At 68.7% G+C, this 19,014-nt stretch carries 18 protein-coding genes; 10 read left to right on the top strand and 8 right to left on the bottom strand.

The annotated features are described in order from the left end of the window. Positions 1-143: 143 nt before the first annotated feature. Positions 144-1,148 carry an Hsp33 family molecular chaperone HslO gene (locus EHF44_RS17100; RefSeq protein ID WP_124684751.1) on the bottom strand — a complete coding sequence of 335 codons (1,005 nt, stop codon included), beginning with the start codon at positions 1,146-1,148 and terminating at the stop codon, positions 144-146. A gap of 39 nt (positions 1,149-1,187) precedes the next feature. Continuing rightward, positions 1,188-1,712, bottom strand: a complete 525-nt coding sequence (locus EHF44_RS17095; protein ID WP_124684750.1) for a gamma carbonic anhydrase family protein — start codon at positions 1,710-1,712, stop codon at positions 1,188-1,190. A 117-nt stretch (positions 1,713-1,829) separates the two neighbouring features. Here EHF44_RS17095 and EHF44_RS17090 point away from each other — a divergent pair, with 117 nt between their 5' ends. Beyond that, positions 1,830-2,678, top strand: a complete 849-nt coding sequence (locus EHF44_RS17090) for a ferritin-like domain-containing protein (protein WP_124684749.1) — start codon at positions 1,830-1,832, stop codon at positions 2,676-2,678. On the opposite strand, the gene EHF44_RS17085 is transcribed toward EHF44_RS17090, so the two are convergent. Next, complete coding sequence (locus EHF44_RS17085; protein WP_124684748.1) at positions 2,675-4,411, bottom strand: acyl-CoA synthetase; 1,737 nt, start codon at positions 4,409-4,411, stop codon at positions 2,675-2,677. The genes EHF44_RS17090 and EHF44_RS17085 overlap by 4 nt on opposite strands. Before the next feature lie 154 nt (positions 4,412-4,565). Here EHF44_RS17085 and EHF44_RS17080 point away from each other — a divergent pair, with 154 nt between their 5' ends. Further along, a complete protein-coding gene (locus EHF44_RS17080) occupies positions 4,566-5,459 on the top strand; it encodes an alpha/beta fold hydrolase (protein WP_124684747.1) in 894 nt (297 codons plus the stop codon). Positions 5,460-5,525: 66 nt separating this feature from the next. Here EHF44_RS17080 and EHF44_RS17075 read toward each other — a convergent pair whose 3' ends face one another. Further along, positions 5,526-6,602, bottom strand: coding sequence for an NAD(P)/FAD-dependent oxidoreductase (locus EHF44_RS17075; protein WP_124684746.1), 1,077 nt, complete (start codon positions 6,600-6,602; stop codon positions 5,526-5,528). Between the two features lie 125 nt (positions 6,603-6,727). On the opposite strand from EHF44_RS17075, the gene EHF44_RS17070 reads away from it, so the two are divergent. From EHF44_RS17070 to EHF44_RS17040, 7 genes are all read left to right on the top strand, one after another. Then, positions 6,728-7,573, top strand: a complete 846-nt coding sequence (locus EHF44_RS17070) for a 3',5'-nucleoside bisphosphate phosphatase (RefSeq protein ID WP_124684745.1) — start codon at positions 6,728-6,730, stop codon at positions 7,571-7,573. Positions 7,574-7,603: 30 nt separating this feature from the next. Next, positions 7,604-8,239: an L-threonylcarbamoyladenylate synthase gene (locus EHF44_RS17065; protein ID WP_124684744.1), complete on the top strand. Its 636-nt coding sequence runs from the start codon at positions 7,604-7,606 to the stop codon at positions 8,237-8,239. A gap of 122 nt (positions 8,240-8,361) precedes the next feature. Next, complete coding sequence (locus EHF44_RS17060; RefSeq protein WP_124684743.1) at positions 8,362-9,027, top strand: site-2 protease family protein; 666 nt, start codon at positions 8,362-8,364, stop codon at positions 9,025-9,027. Positions 9,028-9,076: 49 nt separating this feature from the next. Continuing rightward, a complete protein-coding gene (locus EHF44_RS17055; RefSeq protein ID WP_124684742.1) occupies positions 9,077-9,652 on the top strand; it encodes a class I SAM-dependent methyltransferase in 576 nt (191 codons plus the stop codon). A 159-nt stretch (positions 9,653-9,811) separates the two neighbouring features. Continuing rightward, on the top strand, positions 9,812-10,696 hold the full coding sequence (dapA, locus tag EHF44_RS17050; RefSeq protein ID WP_124684741.1) for a 4-hydroxy-tetrahydrodipicolinate synthase: 885 nt from the start codon (positions 9,812-9,814) through the stop codon (positions 10,694-10,696). 58 nt (positions 10,697-10,754) lie between these two features. Then, entirely contained in the window at positions 10,755-11,996 is a 1,242-nt protein-coding gene (bamC, locus tag EHF44_RS17045; protein WP_124684740.1) for an outer membrane protein assembly factor BamC, read from the top strand. A gap of 70 nt (positions 11,997-12,066) precedes the next feature. Continuing rightward, the gene (locus EHF44_RS17040) at positions 12,067-12,855 is read left to right on the top strand and encodes an MBL fold metallo-hydrolase (protein ID WP_124684739.1); all 789 of its coding nucleotides are present in this window, start codon (positions 12,067-12,069) and stop codon (positions 12,853-12,855) included. A 100-nt stretch (positions 12,856-12,955) separates the two neighbouring features. Here EHF44_RS17040 and EHF44_RS28710 read toward each other — a convergent pair whose 3' ends face one another. Continuing rightward, complete coding sequence (locus EHF44_RS28710; RefSeq protein WP_084003951.1) at positions 12,956-13,192, bottom strand: hypothetical protein; 237 nt, start codon at positions 13,190-13,192, stop codon at positions 12,956-12,958. A gap of 198 nt (positions 13,193-13,390) precedes the next feature. Beyond that, positions 13,391-14,599: a ribosomal protein uL16 3-hydroxylase gene (locus tag EHF44_RS17030; protein ID WP_172966082.1), complete on the bottom strand. Its 1,209-nt coding sequence runs from the start codon at positions 14,597-14,599 to the stop codon at positions 13,391-13,393. A gap of 11 nt (positions 14,600-14,610) precedes the next feature. Between EHF44_RS17030 and EHF44_RS17025 the strand changes: the two genes are divergently transcribed. After that, complete coding sequence (locus EHF44_RS17025; RefSeq protein WP_124684737.1) at positions 14,611-15,150, top strand: FKBP-type peptidyl-prolyl cis-trans isomerase; 540 nt, start codon at positions 14,611-14,613, stop codon at positions 15,148-15,150. 122 nt (positions 15,151-15,272) lie between these two features. On the opposite strand, the gene EHF44_RS17020 is transcribed toward EHF44_RS17025, so the two are convergent. Together EHF44_RS17020 and mutS are read right to left on the bottom strand one after the other, a co-directional pair. Next, complete coding sequence (locus tag EHF44_RS17020; RefSeq protein WP_124684736.1) at positions 15,273-16,325, bottom strand: hypothetical protein; 1,053 nt, start codon at positions 16,323-16,325, stop codon at positions 15,273-15,275. Beyond that, positions 16,322-18,922, bottom strand: coding sequence for a DNA mismatch repair protein MutS (gene mutS / locus EHF44_RS17015; RefSeq protein WP_124684735.1), 2,601 nt, complete (start codon positions 18,920-18,922; stop codon positions 16,322-16,324). Before mutS ends, EHF44_RS17020 begins: the two co-directional genes overlap by 4 nt. Positions 18,923-19,014: the final 92 nt, after the last annotated feature.

The following is a 19,014-nucleotide window of genomic DNA, read 5'->3' as shown; positions in this document are numbered from 1 at the left end:
CGTTCGGCGGCCGGAAAAGCGGGCCTGCCATCGCCAAGCATGCCATTGGACCCGGCGGACCGGGTGTGTGGTTCCGTACGGTGCGCCTGCCTGGCCGATGGTGGGCGCCGGTCTGCCGCATTGCGGAAACGGCGCCGCCCAGGTCAATGCTGCTGCTTCGCCCCGTCGCCGGCACCGGTCGCCACCGGCGACGTGAACAGTTGTGCCGCGTCCACCGGGTCGAACGCATAGCGCTGGCCGCAGAAGTCGCAGTGGATTTCCACCTCGCCGCGCTCGGCGATGATGCCTTCGATCTCTTCCTGGCCCAGCGTCTGCAGCATGCCGGCCACCTTGTCGCGCGAGCACGAGCAGGCGAAGTGCGGCGTCATCGGCTCGAACACGCGCAGGCCGGCGTTCTGCAGTTCCTCCCAGAACAGGCGGCGCAGCAGCGTTTCGGGCGATTCGGCCAGCAGTTCGTCTTCCTTGAGCGTGGCGCCAAGCTGGCAGGCGCGGTCCCAGGTGTCCAGGTCCTGCGGCTGGCCTTCGTCGGTCAGCGCGCTGCCGGTCTCGCCGATGCCCGCGCCGGCCGTGCCGCCATAGGCGGGCAGCTTCTGCAGCAGCATGCCGGCCGCTACCTGGTCGTTCGACGCCAGCCACAGGCGCGTGTCGAGCTGTTCGGACGCCTTCATGTAGTGCTCCAGCACCTCGGTCATCGTCGCCAGCGGGCCGTGCTCGTCGGCCAGCGGCACGATGCCCTGGTACGGCTGCTGGCCCGGCAGCTTGTCCTGCGGGTCCAGCGTGATGGCGAAGCGGCCCTTGCCGTGCACGTTCACAAGCTGCTTGAGCGTGGCGTCGTCGGGCACCTCGGCGCCCTCGGCCAGCTTGGCCGTGGCGCGCAGCGACAGGTCGGACAGGCATTCCACCACCAGCATCCGCACCGGGCCGTCGCCGTGCAACTGCATGACCAGCGCGCCGTTGAACTTCAGGTTGGCCGACAGCAGCGCCGCGGCCGCCATCATCTCGCCCAGCACGCGCCGCACGGGCAGCGGGTAGGCGTGGCGGTTCAATACCTCTTGCCACGAGGCCTCCATGCGGACCAGTTCGCCACGCACGGGGGCGGCGTCGAACAGGAATTTCTGGAGCGTATCGGGATTCTGGGAAGCGGTCACGGTTCTGGTCTGTCGGTTGAAAGTGGCGGTCGGCGGGGGTCAGCCGATCCGCTTCAGTTGTGTCTTGTAGACGGCCTGGCGCCGGGCATACGTCTCGGCGTTGCGGTACAGGTTGGCCACGTCGTCGTCGGTCAGTTCGCGCACCACCTTGGCGGGCGCGCCCAGGATCAGCGACCGGTCCGGGAACACCTTGTTCTCGGTGATCACCGCGCCGGCGCCGACCAGGCATTCCTTGCCGATCACGGCGCCGTTCAGCACCACGGCCTGGATGCCGATCAGCGAGCCCTCGCCCACCGTGCAGCCGTGCAGCATGGCCTGGTGGCCCACGGACACCTTGTCGCCCAGCGTCAGCGGCCGGCCGGGATCGGTGTGCAGCACAGAGCCTTCCTGGATGTTGGTGTCCTCGCCCACGACGATCGGCTCGTTGTCGCCGCGGATCACCACGCCCGGCCAGGCACTGGCACGCGCCTTGAGCGTCACGTTGCCGATGATGGTGGCCTCGGCCGCCACATAGGCATCCTCGTGAATGGACGGGGCGATATCGCCGAGCTGGTAAAGCGCCATGGGGTCTCCTGCTGAATGTGCGTAATTGGGGATGGCCGCCCCGATTAAAAGAGCCCGATGGGGGCCGGACCGGTGCCGGCGAAGCTCTACAATGGCGGCTTCCCGAATTTTACGCCTATGCCAGTGATCGCACCCGCCGACATCGCTGAAGCGCCACATTCCGCACGCCGGCAGGCGCTGGACGTGCTGTGCATGACCGATGCCCGCGCCAAGGCCGCCGCCGCGCGGGCGCTGTACGCCCGGCTGCAGGCCGGCCAGGACACCATGGTCGATCCCGATGAAGTCCTCGTGGCGGCGCCCGGTGCCGTGCCCGGCCGGCCGGCGCGCCCGGAGCTGGTGCCGCCGATGCGCGTCGAGCGCCGCCGGTCCATCCACACCACGGCGGGCCGCGCGAACATGATCCACGCGCTGTGCCACATCGAGTTCAACGCCATCAACCTCGCGCTGGACGCCGTCTGGCGCTTCGCGGGCATGCCGCACGACTACTACCGCGACTGGCTGCGCGTGGCCGACGAAGAGGCGTACCACTTCACGCTGCTGGCCGACCACCTGCAGACGCTGGGCGCCACCTATGGCGACTTTCCGGCGCACAACAGCCTCTGGGAAATGACCGACAAGACGTCCGGCGACGTGCTCGCGCGCATGGCGCTGGTGCCGCGCACGCTGGAGGCCCGCGGGCTCGATGCCTCGCCGCCGGTGCGTGCCAAGCTGGCCGAGGCCGGCGACGCCGCCGCGGCCGCGATCATCGACATCATCCTGCGCGACGAAGTGGGCCACGTCGCCATCGGCAACCGCTGGTACCGCTGGCTCTGCGCCGGGCGCGGGCTGGAGCCGGTAGCCACCTACGCGCGGCTGGCCGAGCAGTACCAGGCGCCCAAGCTGCGCGGCCCGTTCAATCTCGACGCCCGGCGCGCCGCCGGGTTCGACGACGCCGAACTGGCCTGGCTCGAAGCCTCGGCCGGCTAGCCGGCGCGCTGTGCCGCCTGCTGCGCGCGCTCCTGCTCCAACAGCCGCAGCACGCGGCGCTGGATCTTGCCGGTGGTGGTCATCGGCAACTGGTCGATGAACTCGATGGCCTTGGGGTACTCGTACGGCGCCAGCTGGCCGCGCACGTGCTGCTGCAGCTCGGCCACCAGCGCCGCATCGTTGTCGAACGACCGCGCCACGGCCGGCGTCAGCACAATGAACGCCTTGACGATGGCACCGCGCTCCGGGTCCGGCGACGGCACCACGGCGCAGTTCGATACGGCCGGATGCTTGAGCAGGCAGTTCTCGATCTCGCTGGGGCCGATGCGGTAGCCCGACGACTTGAACACGTCGTCGGCGCGGCCCTGGTACCAGAGGTAGCCGTCGGCGTCGATGCGCGCCAGGTCGCCCGTGCGGCACCAGCGCAGCCCGTCGTATTCCGAATACTTGCCGGCCGTGGCGGCCTCGTTCTTCCAGTAGCCCAGGAAGAAGACCGGGTCCGGATGGCCGTGGATGTCGGTGGCGCAGACCGCCACCTCGCCGTCCTCGCCGGGCGGGCAGGGCCGGCCGTCCTCGTCGATCACGGCCACGCGGTGGCCGGGGTAGGGGCGCCCCATCGATCCCGGCCGCGCCGGCCAGCCGAGCCGGTCGTCGTCGTACTGGGCGGTGCAGTTACCCACGATGTAGTTGATCTCGGTCTGGCCGAACATCTCGTTGACGATCACGCCGAGCGCGTCGCGGCACCACGAGAACACGGTTTCGCCCACGGCCTCGCCGGCGCTCATGATCGCGCGCAGCTTGAGATCATATTTTTCCGAAGGCGCCGGGCATGCCTTCATCATCTGCTTGAGCGCCGTGGGAAACAGGAACGTGTTGGTCACGCCGTAGCGCGCCAGCAGCTCGAACGCGCGCTCGGCCGAAAACCGGCCCTGGTAGCCGACGATGGGCCGGCCGAAGTAGAGCGCCGGCATCAGCGCATCCCACAGGCCGCCGGTCCAGGCCCAGTCGGCGGGGCTCCAGAACACGTCGTCGTCCTGCGGATACCAGTTCTGCGAGCAGACAAAGCCGGTCAGGTTGCCGATCAGCGCGCGGTGCGGGATCAGCGCCCCCTTGGGCGGCCCGGTGGTGCCGCTGGTGTAGATCAGCACCGCGGCTTCGTCGGCCTTGGTCTGCTCGGCGGTGAAGGCGGGCAGTTGCGCGGCCAGCAGCGCATCCCAGTCCAGGTCGCCGCGCCCGGTGGCGTCGCCCACGCCGATGATGGTCTGCAGCGTCGGGCAGTCGGGGCGGGCGGCCAGCAGGTTGTCGATCGACGTCTCGTCGGCAATGGCCACGCGCGTCTCGCTGTGGTCGATCCGGTAGGACAGCGCCTCCGGGCCGAACAGCATCGACAGCGGCATGGCGATGGCGCCAAGCTGGTACACGGCCATGCCGGCGATCACGGTTTCGATGCGCTGGGGCATGACGATGGCCACGCGGTCGCCGCGCTGGACGCCCAACTCGCGCAGCGCGCGCGACAGCCGGTTGGCCTCGGCCTGGATATGGGCGTAGGGGTATGCCGCGCGGCGCCCGTCGTCGTGCTCGGTGTACACGGCGATGCGGTCGGCCGTGGCCGGGTCGCGCGCCCAGCGGCCGCAGCAGACTTCGGCCAGGTTGAAGAACTCGGGCACGTTCCAGTGGAACGCGTCATGCAGCGCGTGATAGTCGTCACGGCGCGTGGCCGGCAGGGCGGTCATGCGATTGTCTCCAATGTTCTCGATCGCCCGGCGCGCCTTTCGTAGCCGTTTGGCTATAATCCGGCGAGCGAACGATCGTTCTATTTTTATCCGGGCCGCCGCGTGGCCAAGGCTGCGCGCGCATCAGAAGACCCGGGCACAGAGGGTAGACACCATGACCATCACGGAAACTTCGCGTTCCGAATTTATCACGCTGCGCGGCCTGCGCACGCACGTCCGCCACTGGGGCCAACCCGGGGCGCCCAAGCTGTTCATGCTGCACGGCTGGATGGACGTGGCCGCGTCGTTCCAGTTCCTGGTCGACGCCTTCACGCGCGACTGGCACGTGATTGCGATGGACTGGCGCGGGTTTGGCGAGACCGACTACCCCACGCGCTACCCGGGCACCGGCTCGTACTGGTTCCCCGACTACGTGGCCGACCTGGAGGCGCTGCTGGACCACTATCAGCCCGACGGGCAGGTGGACCTGGTGGGCCACAGCATGGGCGCCAACGTGGTGTGCATCTACGCCGGCGTGCGGCCCGAGCGGGTGCGGCGCGTGGTGGACCTGGAAGGCTTCGGCCTCACGCGCACCCGCCCCGAGCAGGCGCCGGGCCGGCTGGCACGCTGGCTGGACGAACTGCGCACGGCGCCGGAACTGAAGACCTACGAGAGCGAGGCCGCCGTGGCGGCGCGGTTGCAGAAGACCAACCCGCGCCTGCCCGACGACCGCGCGGCGTTCCTGGCCGCGCACTGGTCGCGCCGCAACGACGCGGGCCGCTGGGAGATCCTGGGCGACGCAGCCCACAAGATGACCAACCCCACGCTGTACCGCATCGACGAGATCATGGCGATCTGGGCCCGAGTCACCGCGCCCGTGCTGCACGTGGAAGCGCGCGATTCGGCCACGCTGGCCCATATCGCCCACAAGCAGAGCATCGAGGAGTTCAAGGAACGCTTCCGCGCCTTCCCGGACTTCCGCGAGGTGTTCGTCGACGACGCCGGGCACATGCTGCACCACGACCAGCCAGCGGTGGTGGCGAGGTTGATCGAGGAATTTCTGGCGTAAGTACGATTTTCGCCAGCTTTGCTCCCCTTTCCCGCACGGCGGGAGAGGGAGGCTGAACCCAATCCCTCAACCGTGCGTCAGCTTTTCCTTGAGCGCCGCGTTGTTGCTCGTGTGCACGTGCACGAGCGCCTTGTCTGGGAAGGCGTAGTGGTAGGCCTTGCGCAGGGCCAGCGCGGCTTCGTGGAAGCCGGAGAGAATCAGTTTCTGCTTGTTCGGATAGACCGCGATGTCGCCGGCCGCGAAGATGCCGCGGCGGGACGTTTCGTAGGTGGTCGTGTCGTCGATCTGGATGCGGCCAGCGCGCATGGCCAGGTCCCAGTGGGCGATGGGGCCGGGCTCGGAGACCAGCCCGTAGAGCGCCACGAGTTCGTCGGCCGGTACCGTGTGGTCGCCGTCGCGGGTCTTGATGCCGGCCTCGGTCAGCGCGCCCGACGCGTCGGTCTGCAGGCTGCCGAGCATGCCGACGACGAAATCCATCTCGCCGGCGTCCACGGCCGCGCGCATGGCGGCCACGGTGTGGTCCGCCGCGCGAAAGCCCTCGCGCCGGTGCAGCAGCGTGACGCGCGCGGCCACGCCGCGCAGGGCCAGCGCCCAGTCCAGTGCCGAATCGCCGCCGCCGGCCACGATCACGCGCTTGCCGGCAAAGCGCGACAGGTCGCGCACGGCGTAGTGCACGTGGCGGTCTTCCAGCGCCGCCGCCTCGGGCAGCGACACGCGCTGCGGCGCGAAGGCCCCGGCGCCGGCGCAGATCAGCACCGCCGCCACGTCGAACCGCTTGCCGCCGTCGGTTGTCACCAGCAGCCGCGGATGGCCGTCGGCGCCCGTGGTGTCGCTGACCGACTGCGCGCGCTGTCCGAAATGCATGGGCTGGGCAAACGGCGCGCATTGTTCGAGCAGCCGGTCCACCAGTTCCTGCGCCAGGCAGCCCGGCACGGCCGGGATGTCGTAGATCGGCTTTTCGGGATAGAGCTCGGTGCACTGGCCGCCGGCGCGGTCCAGCACGTCGATCAGCTCGCACCTGAGCCCGAGCACGCCGGCCTGGAACGCCGCGAACAGGCCCACGGGGCCGGCGCCGACGATCAGCACGTCGGTCTGAATGGTTTCCGGGGTCGGGGTGGCGTGGGCGCTGGGCGTGGAGGACATGGGGGGAACAGGCGGTCGAGGCGGTTGCAACAAGGCCCCCATCATACCGCGCGGGTTGCCGCAATCCGGACACGCCACCGCTGGCGGCAGGGCTAAAAAACCCTGCCGGGAGTAGAATGGCACCCATGCAAAATGCCCACGCCGTCAACGCCGACCTGCACTGCCATTCCACCGTGTCCGACGGGATGCTGCCCCCGTCCGAGGTGGCCGCGCGGGCGCATGCCGGAGGCGTGGCGTTCTGGGCCCTGACCGACCACGACGAGGTGGGTGGCCAGACCGAGGCGCGCGCCGCCGCCGAGGCGCTGGGCATGCGCTACGTGCCCGGCGTCGAGATTTCCGTCACCTGGGCGGGGCAGACCGTCCACATCGTCGGCCTGCAGATCGACCCGTTCAACGCCGACCTGATCGATGGCCTGGCACGCACGCGCGATGGCCGGGCCCGCCGCGCGCAGGACATCGGCGAGGCGCTGGCGAAGGTGGGCATCCCCGACGCCTACCAGGGCGCGCTGCGCTACGTCGGCAATCCGGACCTGATCTCGCGCACGCACTTCGCGCGCTGGCTCGTGGACGAAGGCCGTTGCAAGACCATCGGCGACGTGTTCAGCGAGTACCTGTCCGAGGGCCGGCCGGGTTTCGTGCCGCACCGCTGGTCGTCGCTGGCCGAGGCCGTGGGCTGGATCCGCGGCGCCGGCGGCATCGCCGTGATGGCCCACCCGGGCCGCTACAACTACACGCCGCTGCAGCACGACGCGCTGTTCGACGAATTCACGCAGCTCGGCGGCCGGGCCGTCGAGGTGGTGACCGGCAGCCATACCCCCGACCAGTTCCGCCGCTATGCCGACGTGGCGCGCCACTACGGCCTGCTGGCCTCGCGCGGGTCGGATTTCCACGGTCCCGGCGAAGGCCGCGTGGAAATCGGCACGCTGCCCCCGCTGCCGTCGGACGTGACGCCGGTCTGGCACGACTGGTAAGCTGATCCGTCCCGACTTTCCGCGCCCTCCATGTCCCAGTATTTCGAGATCCATCCCGACAACCCCCAGGCGCGGCTGGTCAAGCAGGCCGCGCAGATCGTGCAGAAGGGCGGCCTGATCGCGCTGCCCACCGATTCCAGCTACGCGCTGGCCTGCCAGCTCGACGACAAGTCGGCCGTGGAGCGGCTGCGCCGGCTGCGCGGCATCGACGAGAAACACCACCTGACGCTGATGTGCAGCGACCTGTCGGAACTCGGCAACTTCGCCCGGGTCGATAACCGCCAGTACCGGTGGATCAAGGGCGCCACGCCGGGGCCGTACGTGTTCATCCTGGAAGCCACCAAGGAAGTGCCGCGGCGGCTGTCGCATCCGGCCCGCAAGACCATCGGCGTGCGCGTGCCCGGACATGCGATTCCGCTGGCGCTGGTGGCCGAACTGGGCCAGCCGCTGATTTCCGCGACGTTGCAGATGCCCGGGGACGAGGCGCCGATGAACGAGCCGTCCGAGATCCGCGCCCGGCTGGAAAAGCAGCTCGACCTGGTGATCTGCGGCGGCCCGGCGCCGGCCCAGCCGACCACCGTGATCGACCTGACCAGCGGCGAGCCCGAACTGGTGCGGGCCGGGCGGGGCGACGTCGAGCGCTTCGGCCTGACGGCCGCCGCCTGATTACCTGATCCCGCAGCCGTGGCGCGCCATGTTTCCGTCGGCCCGCCATTTTTGATACATACCGCACACCCGCAAACATGCCGGACAGCCTCGCGCGCCGGCGGCCCGATAGAATAGCCCGCATGGATTCCTCGATCGTCCAGACCCTCGCCGTATATGCGCTGCCCGTGCTGTTCGCCATCACGCTGCACGAGGCCGCCCACGGCTACGTGGCCAAGTATTTCGGCGACAACACCGCCTGGCTGCTGGGCCGCGTGAGCCTGAACCCGGTGCGCCATATCGACCCGATCGGCACCGTGGCCGTGCCGCTGCTGTTGTATTTCCTGACGGCCGGGCAGTTCGTGTTCGGCTTTGCCAAGCCGGTGCCGGTGGTGTTCAGCCACCTGCGCAACCCGCGCTGGCACGGCATGTGGGTGGCGCTGGCCGGGCCGGCCAGCAATATCGCGCAGGCGTTCCTGTGGGCGCTGGTGGCCGTGGGGCTGGCGCTGGCCCAGGTGCAGGAGCCGTTCTGGGCCCAGATGGCGCGGGCCGGCATCCTGGTCAACGCCGTGGTGGCCGCATTCAACCTGTTCCCGATCCCGCCGCTCGATGGCGGCCGCGTGCTGACCGCGTTCCTGCCGCAGTCGATGGCCGCTGCGGTGGCCCGCATCGAGCCCTATGGCATCTTCATTGTGCTGGCGCTGGTGGCCGCGGGCGTCATCACGCGGATCTGGATGCAGCCGGTGATGACCGCGCTGCTGTCGCTGGTGGAGTTCATGCTGCGGCCGGTGCTGATGATCCTCCAGTAGCGGCATACCCGCCGCCCGCCGTTTCCCATATCCCGATTCTTCGCCGCGCATGACCCCGACGCATCCGCCACTTGCCGCGCCTTCCCCCTGGCTGACCCGCTGGGCCCATCTGATCCGGCCCGGCGGCCGGGTGCTTGACCTGGCCTGCGGCAGCGGGCGCCATGCCGCCTGGCTGGCCGGCCACGGGTTTGCGGTGCTGGCCGTGGACCGCGATGCCGACGCCGTGGCGGGGCTGCCCGCCGGCGTGCAAGGGCGCGTGGCGGACCTGGAGCAGGGCACCTGGCTGCTGGCCGATGACGGCCCGTTCGACGCCGTGGTGGTCACCAACTACCTCCATCGCCCGCTCTGGCCGCACCTGCTGGACGCGCTGGCGCCGGGCGGTGTGCTGGTCTACGAGACCTTCGCGGCCGGCAACGAGACGGTCGGCAAGCCGTCGCGGCCCGATTTCCTGCTGCGGCCGGGTGAATTGCTCGATGTGGTGCGCGGCCGGCTGCGCGTGGTGGGTTACGAGGACGGCACGCTGGAATCGCCCCGCACCGCCTTCGTCCAGCGGCTGTGTGCCGTGCGGGAGGCGCCGGGCGGCCATTCCGACGGCGCGCCGCCGCGCTACCGGCTGCCCGGCTGAGGCGCCGGGGGCGCACCGCGCGGGGCGGCGCCGCTGTCAGCGAGACGGCCCCGCCACACGTTACGCCCGTTAACGTTTTCCCTCATTGATAGGGGGTCCGGAGCCCCTGACGGTTCCGGTACAATCCCGGTTGTCCGAATTTCCCGAATTCCCTGAGATATGACACAGATTACCGGCAGCATCGTGGCCATCGTCACCCCGATGCATGAGGACGGCAGCCTGGACTACCCGGCCCTGCGCAACCTCATCGACTGGCATGCGGCGGAAGGCACCGATGGCATCGTGATCGTGGGTACCACGGGCGAGTCGCCGACGGTCAACGTCGAGGAACACTGCGAGCTGATTCGCGTGGCGGTGGAGCAGTCGGCCGGCCGCGTGCACATCATCGCGGGTACGGGCGGCAATTCCACGCGCGAGGCGATCGAGCTGACCGCTTTTGCCAAGCGGGTGGGTGCCGATGCGTCGCTGCAGGTCGTGCCGTACTACAACAAGCCGACCCAGGAAGGGATGTACCGCCATTTCCGCACCATCGCGGAAGCCGTGGACCTGCCGGTGGTGCTCTACAATGTGCCCGGCCGTACCGTGGCGGACATGAGCAACGAGACGATCCTGCGGCTGGCACAGGTGCCGGGCATCGTGGGCGTGAAGGAAGCCACCGGCAACATCGACCGGGCCGCGCAGCTCATCAAGGACGCGCCCGAGTCGTTCGCGGTCTACAGCGGCGACGATCCGACGGCCGTCGCACTGATCCTGCTTGGCGGCAAGGGCAATATCTCGGTGACCGCCAACGTGGCGCCGCGCAAGATGCACGAGATGTGCGCGGCCGCCCTGAAGGGCGACGTGGTCACGGCCCGCCGCCTGCACATGGAACTGATCGACCTCAACCGCGCGATGTTCGTCGAGGCCAATCCGATCCCCGTGAAGTGGGCGCTCCAGCAGATGGGCAAGATGGGTGGCGGTATCCGCCTGCCGCTGACCCCGCTGGCGGAAGGCCAGCACGAAACCGTGCGCCGCGCGCTGGCAGCGGCCGGCCTGCTGGGCTGAGATTCGCCGGCTGAACGTTCGGCTATTCGCCGATTCTTGAAACCAGGATTACGTGTCAATGAAACAGAAGCTTAACCGTCGCGGCGCGACGCAGGTTCGCCGTGTCGCAGTGGTTGCGCCCATGCTGGCGCTGACGCTGATTGCCGGCTGCAGCAGCATCAACGAGGCCATGCAGCCCGACAAGATCGACTACAAGTCCCAGGGCAAGAAGACCGCTTCGCTGGATATTCCGCCGGACCTGACGAAGCTCGAAGGCGATCGCCGCTACACCGTGCCCGACGCCGCGGGCACGTCGACGCTGTCGAACTATCAGCAGGCCACCAAGACCCGCGAGGCCGAGCCGGCGACGAACGTGCTGCCGTCCACGCAGGGCATCCGCATGGAGCGCGACGGCAACCAGCGCTGGCTGGTGATCAGCAACGGCATGCGCGCCGACCAGCTCTGGGAGTCGCTGCGCGGCTTCTGGCAGGAAAACGGCTTCCTGCTGACGCAGGATTCGCCGCAGACCGGCATCATGGAAACGGACTGGGCCGAGAACCGCGCCAAGATTCCGCAGGACATCATCCGCAACACGATCGGCAAGGTGTTCGACGGCCTGTACTCGACCTCCGAGCGCGACAAGTTCCGCACCCGCGTGGAGCGGGCCCAGAACGGCCAGCTGGAGGTGTTCATCAGCCACCGCGGCGCGCAGGAACAACTGACCGGCGTGGACAAGTCGACGACGGTCTGGACGCCGCGTCCGGCCGATCCGGAACTGGAAGCCGAATTCCTGTCGCGCCTGGCCCAGCGCCTGGGCGTGCAGAAGGAGCAGGCCACCCAGATGGCCAAGAACCCGACGGCGGTGGGCAACGCCGCCGCGCCGGCGCCGGCACCGTCGGCCAGCGCCACCGGCATCGGTGCGGCTGCTGCCACGGGTGCCTCCGGCGACGCCGAAGGCAAGTCTTTCCTGAGCCAGGTCAATGGCACGCCGGCGCTGCAACTGCCGGAGCCGTTCGATCGCGCCTGGCGTTCGGTCGGCCTGTCGCTGGACCGCGTGAACTTCACGGTGGAAGACCGCGACCGCGCCCAGGGCCTGTACTACGTGCGCTACGTCGATCCGAAGCAGGCGGTGGACGATCGCGGCTTCTTCTCGAAGCTGTTCACCAAGGCCAACGACGGCAAGACCGCGAAGAAGTATCGCGTCTCGCTGAAGGGCAGCGGCACGGGCACCACGGTCACCGTGCAGAACGACGCCGGCCAGCCGGAAAACACCGAAGTCAGCAAGCGCATCCTGTCGCTGCTGGACGAACAACTGCATTGATGTTCGTTTTCTGTTGCAATTCGATGCCGACGGCGCCCGCCGTCGGGCATCGCACCCGGCGAGCGCATCGATGATGCGCTTTGCTTTTTTGGGCAGCGGCAGCGAGGGTAACGCGCTGCTGATCGAGGCTGGCGAGGGCGTCTCCGTGACGCGCGTGCTGCTGGACTGCGGCTTTGGCATCAAGGAGACGTCGCGGCGGCTGGAGCGGCTGGGCGTATCGCCCGACGACCTCGACGCCGTGCTGGTCACGCACGAGCATGGCGATCACGTGGGCTCGGCCTACGCGTTTGCCGCGCGCCACAAGCTGCCCGTCCACACGAGCCACGGCACCTGGCTGGCCACGTCCCACATGCGCGGCGCCGACCAGGCCGACGTGCGCGTCTGCTGCGCCGACCATGTCTTCTCGGTAGGCGGGCTCCAGATCCATCCCTATACGGTGCCGCACGATGCGCGCGAGCCGCTGCAGTTCGTGCTGACCGATGGCGACGCGCGGCTGGGCGTGCTGACCGACGCCGGCATGGAAACGCCCTATGTGACGGCGCGGCTGGCCGGCGTGCACGCGCTGGTGCTGGAATGCAACCACGACCGGGACATGCTGCAGAACTCGGCCTATCCGTGGTCGCTCAAGCGGCGGATCGGCGGCGATTTCGGCCATCTGGCGAACGATATCGCCGGCAGCATCCTGTCGCGGGTTGCCCACACGGCGCTGTCGCGCGTGGTGGCGGCGCACCTGAGCAAGCAGAACAACACGCGGGAACTGGCGGCCGGCGCGCTGGCGGCGGCGCTGGGGGTCTTGCCTGAGGAAATTCTGATCGCGGATCAGGAGGAAGGGCTGGGCTGGCAGCCGGTGCGGGCATAATCGGCGTGGCCGCCGGCGCCGCTAATGTGGAGGCGTCAGATAATCGCCCAAACAAAAAGCCGACCCGAAGGTCGGCTTTTTGTTTTTCGGAAAGATCCGATTACTGCTTGGCAGCCGGAGCCGAAGCGTCAGCAGCCGGGGCCGATGCGTCAGCGGCCGGAGCCGAAGCGTCAGCAGCCGGAGCAGCGGCCGGAGCCGATGCGTCAGCAGCCGGAGCAGCAGCGGCCGGAGCCGAAGCAGCCGTGTCAGCGGCCGGAGCGGCAGCTTCTTCCTTCTTGCCGCAAGCGGCCAGGGCAACAGCAGCCAGCAGGGATGCGATCAGGAGAGACTTCTTCATTGTTCGTCCTTTAACTTTTAATAAAACGAAAACAGGCGATGAATAATTACCGGTAATTATCGCTCTTGTGCTGCAAATATAGGCTCTCCCGGGTGCCGACAGTGCAGTGGTCCACAGTACTAGCCAGCGGGCGATTATATCCGCGTTTTCCCGCCTTGTGTACAGCGAAAATATGCCGGTTCATTCTGTTACGCAAAATTACACACGTGCCGGCGCAAACTGCAACCAGCCCTCCATGGCCCAGTCATGGAACGTGTCCATGAGATCCGGAAGCGCCGCGCACGCGGCCACTTCCGTGGCCGTCAGTTGACGGTGGTCAGCCAGCCTGCGCAGCCATTTTGCTAGCGGCGGGGGCGGCTCGTAGGCTTCGCCGTTCAGGAAGAAGTGCGTGCGATCGTATAGCGCTATGGAAGCCGGAGCAAGGACCACGCCATGCGCCTTGGCCAGCTTCGTGTACTGCTTCAGGCTGATTTCGGCCACCTCGTCGAACTGCACCGACGGCTTGGGCTCCGACAGGTACGACCCCAGGAACTCGGACACCATGCCCGCGTTCCACTTCAGCGACTGCAGCCGCTCGGCCACGGTCTTGGCAAGCCCGGCTGGCAACTGCGCCGGGGTGGCCGTGGCGGCCTCGCCGGCATCGGCGTAGCGGCCGTCGAGCCCCTCGTTGTGTTCCACCGTCTCCGACAGCCACGCGAGGAAGTGCCCGGCCAGCTCGCGATAGGCGGGCGCACGGAAGCCGATGGAGGCGGTCATGCATTCGCCCTCGGCGATGCCGTCGTGCGCGTACTGCGGCGGCAGGTACAGCATGTCGCCCGGCTCCAGTACCCACTCCTGCTCGGCGCTGAAGTCCGACAGGATCTTCAGCGGCATGTCCGGGATCAAATCAAGCTTGGTCTGCGACGAAATGCGCCAGCGGCGCCGGCCCGATACTTGCAGCAGGAACACGTCATACGAATCGAAGTGCGGACCCACGCCGCCGCCGTCTGTGGCGTAGCTGATCATCACGTCGTCGAGCCGCGCATCGGGCACGAAGCGGAACTGGCTCATCAGCTCGGCCGCGGCCCGGCTGTGCAGGTTCACGCCCTGGACCAGCAGCGTCCACTTGCCAGTCTTGCGTGACGGCAGGTTGTCTTCGGCGAACGGGCCATGTTCGAGCTTCCAGCGGTTGCGAAAGTACGACACCAGGCGTGACTCCACGTCGTCGCGGTCGGCCAGTTCGAAAAGCGCTTCGCGCGACACAGGGGGCACGATTCCGGGCACGGCCTGTCGAATCAGCAACGGTTTGCGGTGCCAGACGTCGCGCATGAAGGCCGCGGGCGTCATGCCCCCGAGCAGCGTGAGCGGTGCGTCGGGATCAAGGGGGCCCGCAGGCAGGGCCTGCGCGTATAATGCGGAATCGCTCATGGAGTCAAGAATTGAAAATCGCTAAGAACACGGTGGTGTCCGTTGTGTACAAGCTGTCGGACGCGCAGGGCAATCTCATCGAGGAATCCGATGAGCCCATGGTCTACTTGCACGGCGGGTATGATGGCACGTTCCCCAAGATCGAGGAAGCGCTGGACGGCCACGACGCCGGCTTCCAGACCGAGCTTCAGCTCGAGCCCGAAGACGCGTTCGGCGACTACGACGCCGAACTGGTGAAGGTGGAGCCGCGCGACCGTTTTCCCGAGCCGCTCGAAGTGGGCATGCAGTTCGAGGGCGTGCCCGAGGACGGCGACGACGAAGATTCCATCATCTACACGGTGACCGACGTTGCCGAAGACAAGGTGGTGCTGGACGGCAACCATCCGCTGGCCGGCATGGCGCTGCGCTTCTGGCTCAAGGTGTCGGAAGTCCGCGAGGCCACGAGCGAGGAAGTCGAGCACGGCCACGCCCACGGCGCCTCGGGCATCGAGGTCGTTGACGAGGACGAGGAAGAAGGCGGCGAGGGCAACAGCCCGCGCACGCTGCACTGAACCCGTCGAGCGATACGCGACAGGTCATCGCGAACACGAGAAAAGCCGGCTCCCGCCGGCTTTTTTCATTGCTGCGCGCGTGACGCAGGTCAAATCCGGCGGGGTGCCCGTCCGGCGTCTCGTCAATTCGTTCGCGGCCCGTCTTCCAATGCCACCTGGAACACCGACTTCGTGCCGGGCGTGACGGTCAGTTCCACCCAGCGCGACGGGTTGCCGATCGGCAGCGCCACGCGCGTGAAGTTGCCGACGACCTTGCCGGCGGTGTCGCGCAGCGGCTTGTCGACGCTGAAGCCGCTGTCGCTGGCATGCACCAGCAGCACCTGGCCGGCGTACTTGGCCGACAGGTCGCGTAGCTGGCGCTTGAATTCGAGATAGCCATCGCGCGTGCCGCGCCGCAGGAAGCCGTCGAGCAGCGTCGGCTTGCCGCGCTTTTCCCAGCCGTTGCCGAACTGCGGGTCGGCATGCACCACCACCAGCACGCCGGCCAGGTCGCGCTGGCCCGCGATCGAAAACGCGCGGCCCAGCCACTGGCGATTGGCCTCGCGCCGGTCCTCGAACTCGCCGTTCCGGCCGCCTTCGCTGCGATAGTGGTTGTTGTCGCCGGGCAGGTTGAGGCCGACGACCAGCACGTTGCCGATCATCAGCCGCACGTTCTCGCGGAAGCTGCGGAACATCGCCTGGTCCGACTGGCGCACCACGGGCAGCGTGCGGCGGCCCAGCGTGGTGTCGGCCGGAAAGTACAGCTCGCGCAGCCGGTTGAGCCGCTCCACCGCATCGAACTTGCCGTTGACGGGCTTGTGGCATTCGGCCCAGTCGGTCTCGCCGGGCACGAACAGCAGCGGCGCCGGCGCGTCGTCCAGCACCCGCAGCCGCGCGCTGAGCACCGGGTCCGCGCACGATTCGGTGTCGCCCTTGATGCCGCCGGCGTGGACGATCAGCGCCACCTTCTGCGACGCCATCTGTTCGAACAGCGCGGACGTGTCGGCTTCGGCAGTCGGCCACTGCGGCACGTCGGCGATCAGCGCCATGCGCGTCACCGGTTCCGCCGCCGCGGCGGGCGGCGCGACCTTGCCGGCGCGCGCCGCGTGGACCGCCATGGGCGCCAGCAGGCAGGCACCGCAGGCCAGGGCCGCCAGGGCCCGGGCCGCGCGCGCGGGGCGGAGGGTGGGTGTCATGCGTTGCGCGTCGGGGCTGCCAGCGCCTTGAGCCGGTACAGCACCTCCAGCGCATCGCGCGGCGACAGGCTGTCCGGGTCGATCTCGGCCAGCGCATCGAGCGCGGCCGCGTGTTCGGCGGCCAGGGCCCCGGCCAGCTCCGGGGCTTCGTCGTCGTCGAGCGGCGTGGCCGGAGCCGCGAACAGGTCCATCTGCGGCGTCGGCGTGGCGTCCGCCGACTGCTGTTCCAGCCAGGCCAGGTGCTTGCGCGCGGCGCGGATCACGGGCTGCGGCACGCCGGCCAGTTGCGCCACCTGCAAGCCGTAGCTCTGGCTGGCCGGACCGTCCTGCACCGCGTGCAGGAACACGATGCCGTCGCCATGTTCCACGGCGGACAGGTGGACGTTTGCCGCCTGCGGGAATTCCTGCGGCAGTTGCGTCAGCTCAAAGTAGTGGGTGGCAAACAGCGCGTGGCTGCGGTTGTGGGACAGCAGGTGGCGGGCAATCGCCCACGCCAGCGCCAGGCCGTCGAAGGTCGACGTGCCGCGCCCGATCTCGTCCATCAGCACCAGGCTCGACGGCGTGGCGTTGTGCAGGATGCCGGCCGCCTCGGTCATTTCCACCATGAACGTCGAGCGCCCGCCGGCCAGGTCGTCGGCCGCGCCAATGCGCGTGAAGATGCGGTCGATCGGCCCGATCACCGCGCGCTGCGCCGGCACCCAGGCGCCCACGCAGGCCAGCAGCACGATCAGCGCGGTCTGGCGCATGAACGTCGATTTACCGCCCATGTTCGGGCCGGTGATCAGCAGCAGCTTGCGCGCCTCGTTGAGCTGGCAGTCATTGGCGATGAACGCCACCGATTCGGCCGCCAACTGGCCTTCCACCACGGGATGGCGGCCCTGCGCGATGTCGATGACGTTCTCGGCCACGCGCTCGGGCTGGCTCCAGTCCAGCGTGCGCGCCCGTTCGGCCAGCGTGGCCAGGACGTCCAGCCGGGCCAGCGCGGCGGCCACGCGCTGCAGGGGGCCGATATGGGGCAGCAGGGCCTGCAGCAGCGCGTCGTAGAGCTGTTTTTCGCGTGCCAGCGCGCGGTCCTGCGCCGACAGCGCCTTGTCCTCGAACGCCTTCAGCTCCGGGGTGATGTAGCGCTCGGCGTTCTTGAGCGTCTGGCGGCGCCGGTAGTCGTCGGGCACCTTGTCGGCCTGGCCGTTGGTGACCTCGATATAGAAACCGTGCACGCGGTTGTACTCGACGCGCAGGTTGTTGATGCCCGTGCGCTCGCGTTCGCGGGTTTCCAGTTCGATCAGGAACTGGCCGCAGTTTTCCGAAATGTCTCGCAGTTCGTCCAGTTCGGCGTCGTAGCCGCGCGCGATCACGCCGCCGTCGCGGATGACCGACGACGGTTCCTCGGCCACCGCGCGCTCCAGCAGCGACAGGCACGCCTCCGGGATGCCCAGCTCGTCCATCGTCTGCGCCAGCAACGGCGATTCCTGGGCGGCGCTGACGCTGGCCTGCACCGTCGGCAGCGCCTTGAGCGTGTCGCGCAGCGCGGACAGGTCGCGCGGCCGGGCCGACAGCAGCGCCAGCCGCGCCGTCACGCGCTCGACGTCGCAGAGCTTGCGCAGCGCCGCGCGCACGGCGTCCGGGTCCTGGGCGATCAGCGCGCCGATGGCCTGCTGGCGCGCACGCGGCAGCGCCGGGTCGCGCAGCGGGTGGTGCAGCCAGTGGCGCAGCGCCCGGCTGCCCATGGTCGTGGAGCAGGTGTCGAGCAGCGAGAACAGCGTCGGCGATTCACCGCCGCGCAGCGTCTCGGTCAGTTCCAGGTTGCGCCGCGTGGCGGTGTCGAGCCCGACGAACTCGGATTCACGTTCGACCGTCACGCCCTGCACGTGGCGCAGCGACTGGCCCTGCGTCGTGGCGGCGTAGTTGAGCAGCGCGCCGGCGGCCCCCAGCGCCGCGCCCAGCCCGGCGCAGCCGAACGGCTCCAGGCTGGCCACGCCAATCTGCTCGCGCAGGCGACGGGTGCCGGCGTCCTGGTCGAAATGCCATTCGGGCAGCCGCGTGCGGGCGCAGGTGAAAGCGGGCAGGTCGATGCCATCGGCATAGAGCAGTTCGGCCGGCCGGATCCGCTCCAGCTCGCGCGACAACTGCGCCGCGTCGCATTCCATCAGCCGCAGTTCGCCGCTGGCCAGGTTCAGCCACGCCAGCCCGACCTTGCCCACGCCGCGGCGCAGCGTCTGCTGGTGCACGGCCATCAGGTAGCTGTCCACCTTGTCGGGCAGCAGCGCGGCGTCGGTCAGCGTGCCGGGTGTGACGATACGGACGACCTTGCGCTCCACCGGCCCCTTGCTCGTGGCCGGATCGCCAATCTGCTCGCAGATCGCCACCGATTCGCCCAGCTTGACCAGCCGCGCCAGGTACTGGTCGACCGAGTGGAACGGGATGCCGGCCATGCGGATCGGCACGCCGCCGGACTGCCCGCGCGACGTCAGCGTGATGTCGAGCAGGCGGGCGGCCTTCTCGGCGTCGTCGTGGAACAGTTCGTAGAAGTCGCCCATCCGGTAGAACAGCAGCGTGTCCGGGTGGTCCGCCTTGATGCGCAGGTATTGCTGCATCATTGGGGTATGCGTCTCTTTGGCAGTCTTCTTAACTGCTTGATCTGCCTCGGTTTTCGCCCGCAATCCCTTTGTGGGGGCGGTTTCTACGTCTT

The sequence above is a fragment of the Cupriavidus pauculus genome (assembly GCF_003854935.1).
GTDB lineage: Bacteria > Pseudomonadota > Gammaproteobacteria > Burkholderiales > Burkholderiaceae > Cupriavidus > Cupriavidus pauculus_C.
The sequence above is the reverse complement of the archived record's forward strand: the minus strand, read 5'-3'. Positions and strand labels throughout refer to the sequence as shown.

Excerpts from the sequence above, each read along its gene's own strand:
- EHF44_RS17095 (WP_124684750.1), bottom strand. The coding sequence starts at position 1,712 with ATGGCGCTTTACCAGCTCGGCGATATCGCCCCGTCCATTCACGAGGAT.
- EHF44_RS17090 (WP_124684749.1), top strand. The coding sequence starts at position 1,830 with ATGCCAGTGATCGCACCCGCCGACATCGCTGAAGCGCCACATTCCGCA.
- EHF44_RS17085 (WP_124684748.1), bottom strand. The coding sequence starts at position 4,411 with ATGACCGCCCTGCCGGCCACGCGCCGTGACGACTATCACGCGCTGCAT.
- EHF44_RS17080 (WP_124684747.1), top strand. The coding sequence starts at position 4,566 with ATGACCATCACGGAAACTTCGCGTTCCGAATTTATCACGCTGCGCGGC.
- EHF44_RS17075 (WP_124684746.1), bottom strand. The coding sequence starts at position 6,602 with ATGTCCTCCACGCCCAGCGCCCACGCCACCCCGACCCCGGAAACCATT.
- EHF44_RS17070 (WP_124684745.1), top strand. The coding sequence starts at position 6,728 with ATGCAAAATGCCCACGCCGTCAACGCCGACCTGCACTGCCATTCCACC.
- EHF44_RS17065 (WP_124684744.1), top strand. The coding sequence starts at position 7,604 with ATGTCCCAGTATTTCGAGATCCATCCCGACAACCCCCAGGCGCGGCTG.
- EHF44_RS17060 (WP_124684743.1), top strand. The coding sequence starts at position 8,362 with ATGGATTCCTCGATCGTCCAGACCCTCGCCGTATATGCGCTGCCCGTG.
- EHF44_RS17055 (WP_124684742.1), top strand. The coding sequence starts at position 9,077 with ATGACCCCGACGCATCCGCCACTTGCCGCGCCTTCCCCCTGGCTGACC.
- dapA (WP_124684741.1), top strand. The coding sequence starts at position 9,812 with ATGACACAGATTACCGGCAGCATCGTGGCCATCGTCACCCCGATGCAT.
- bamC (WP_124684740.1), top strand. The coding sequence starts at position 10,755 with ATGAAACAGAAGCTTAACCGTCGCGGCGCGACGCAGGTTCGCCGTGTC.
- EHF44_RS17040 (WP_124684739.1), top strand. The coding sequence starts at position 12,067 with ATGATGCGCTTTGCTTTTTTGGGCAGCGGCAGCGAGGGTAACGCGCTG.
- EHF44_RS28710 (WP_084003951.1), bottom strand. The coding sequence starts at position 13,192 with ATGAAGAAGTCTCTCCTGATCGCATCCCTGCTGGCTGCTGTTGCCCTG.
- EHF44_RS17030 (WP_172966082.1), bottom strand. The coding sequence starts at position 14,599 with ATGAGCGATTCCGCATTATACGCGCAGGCCCTGCCTGCGGGCCCCCTT.
- EHF44_RS17020 (WP_124684736.1), bottom strand. The coding sequence starts at position 16,325 with ATGACACCCACCCTCCGCCCCGCGCGCGCGGCCCGGGCCCTGGCGGCC.
- mutS (WP_124684735.1), bottom strand. The coding sequence starts at position 18,922 with ATGATGCAGCAATACCTGCGCATCAAGGCGGACCACCCGGACACGCTG.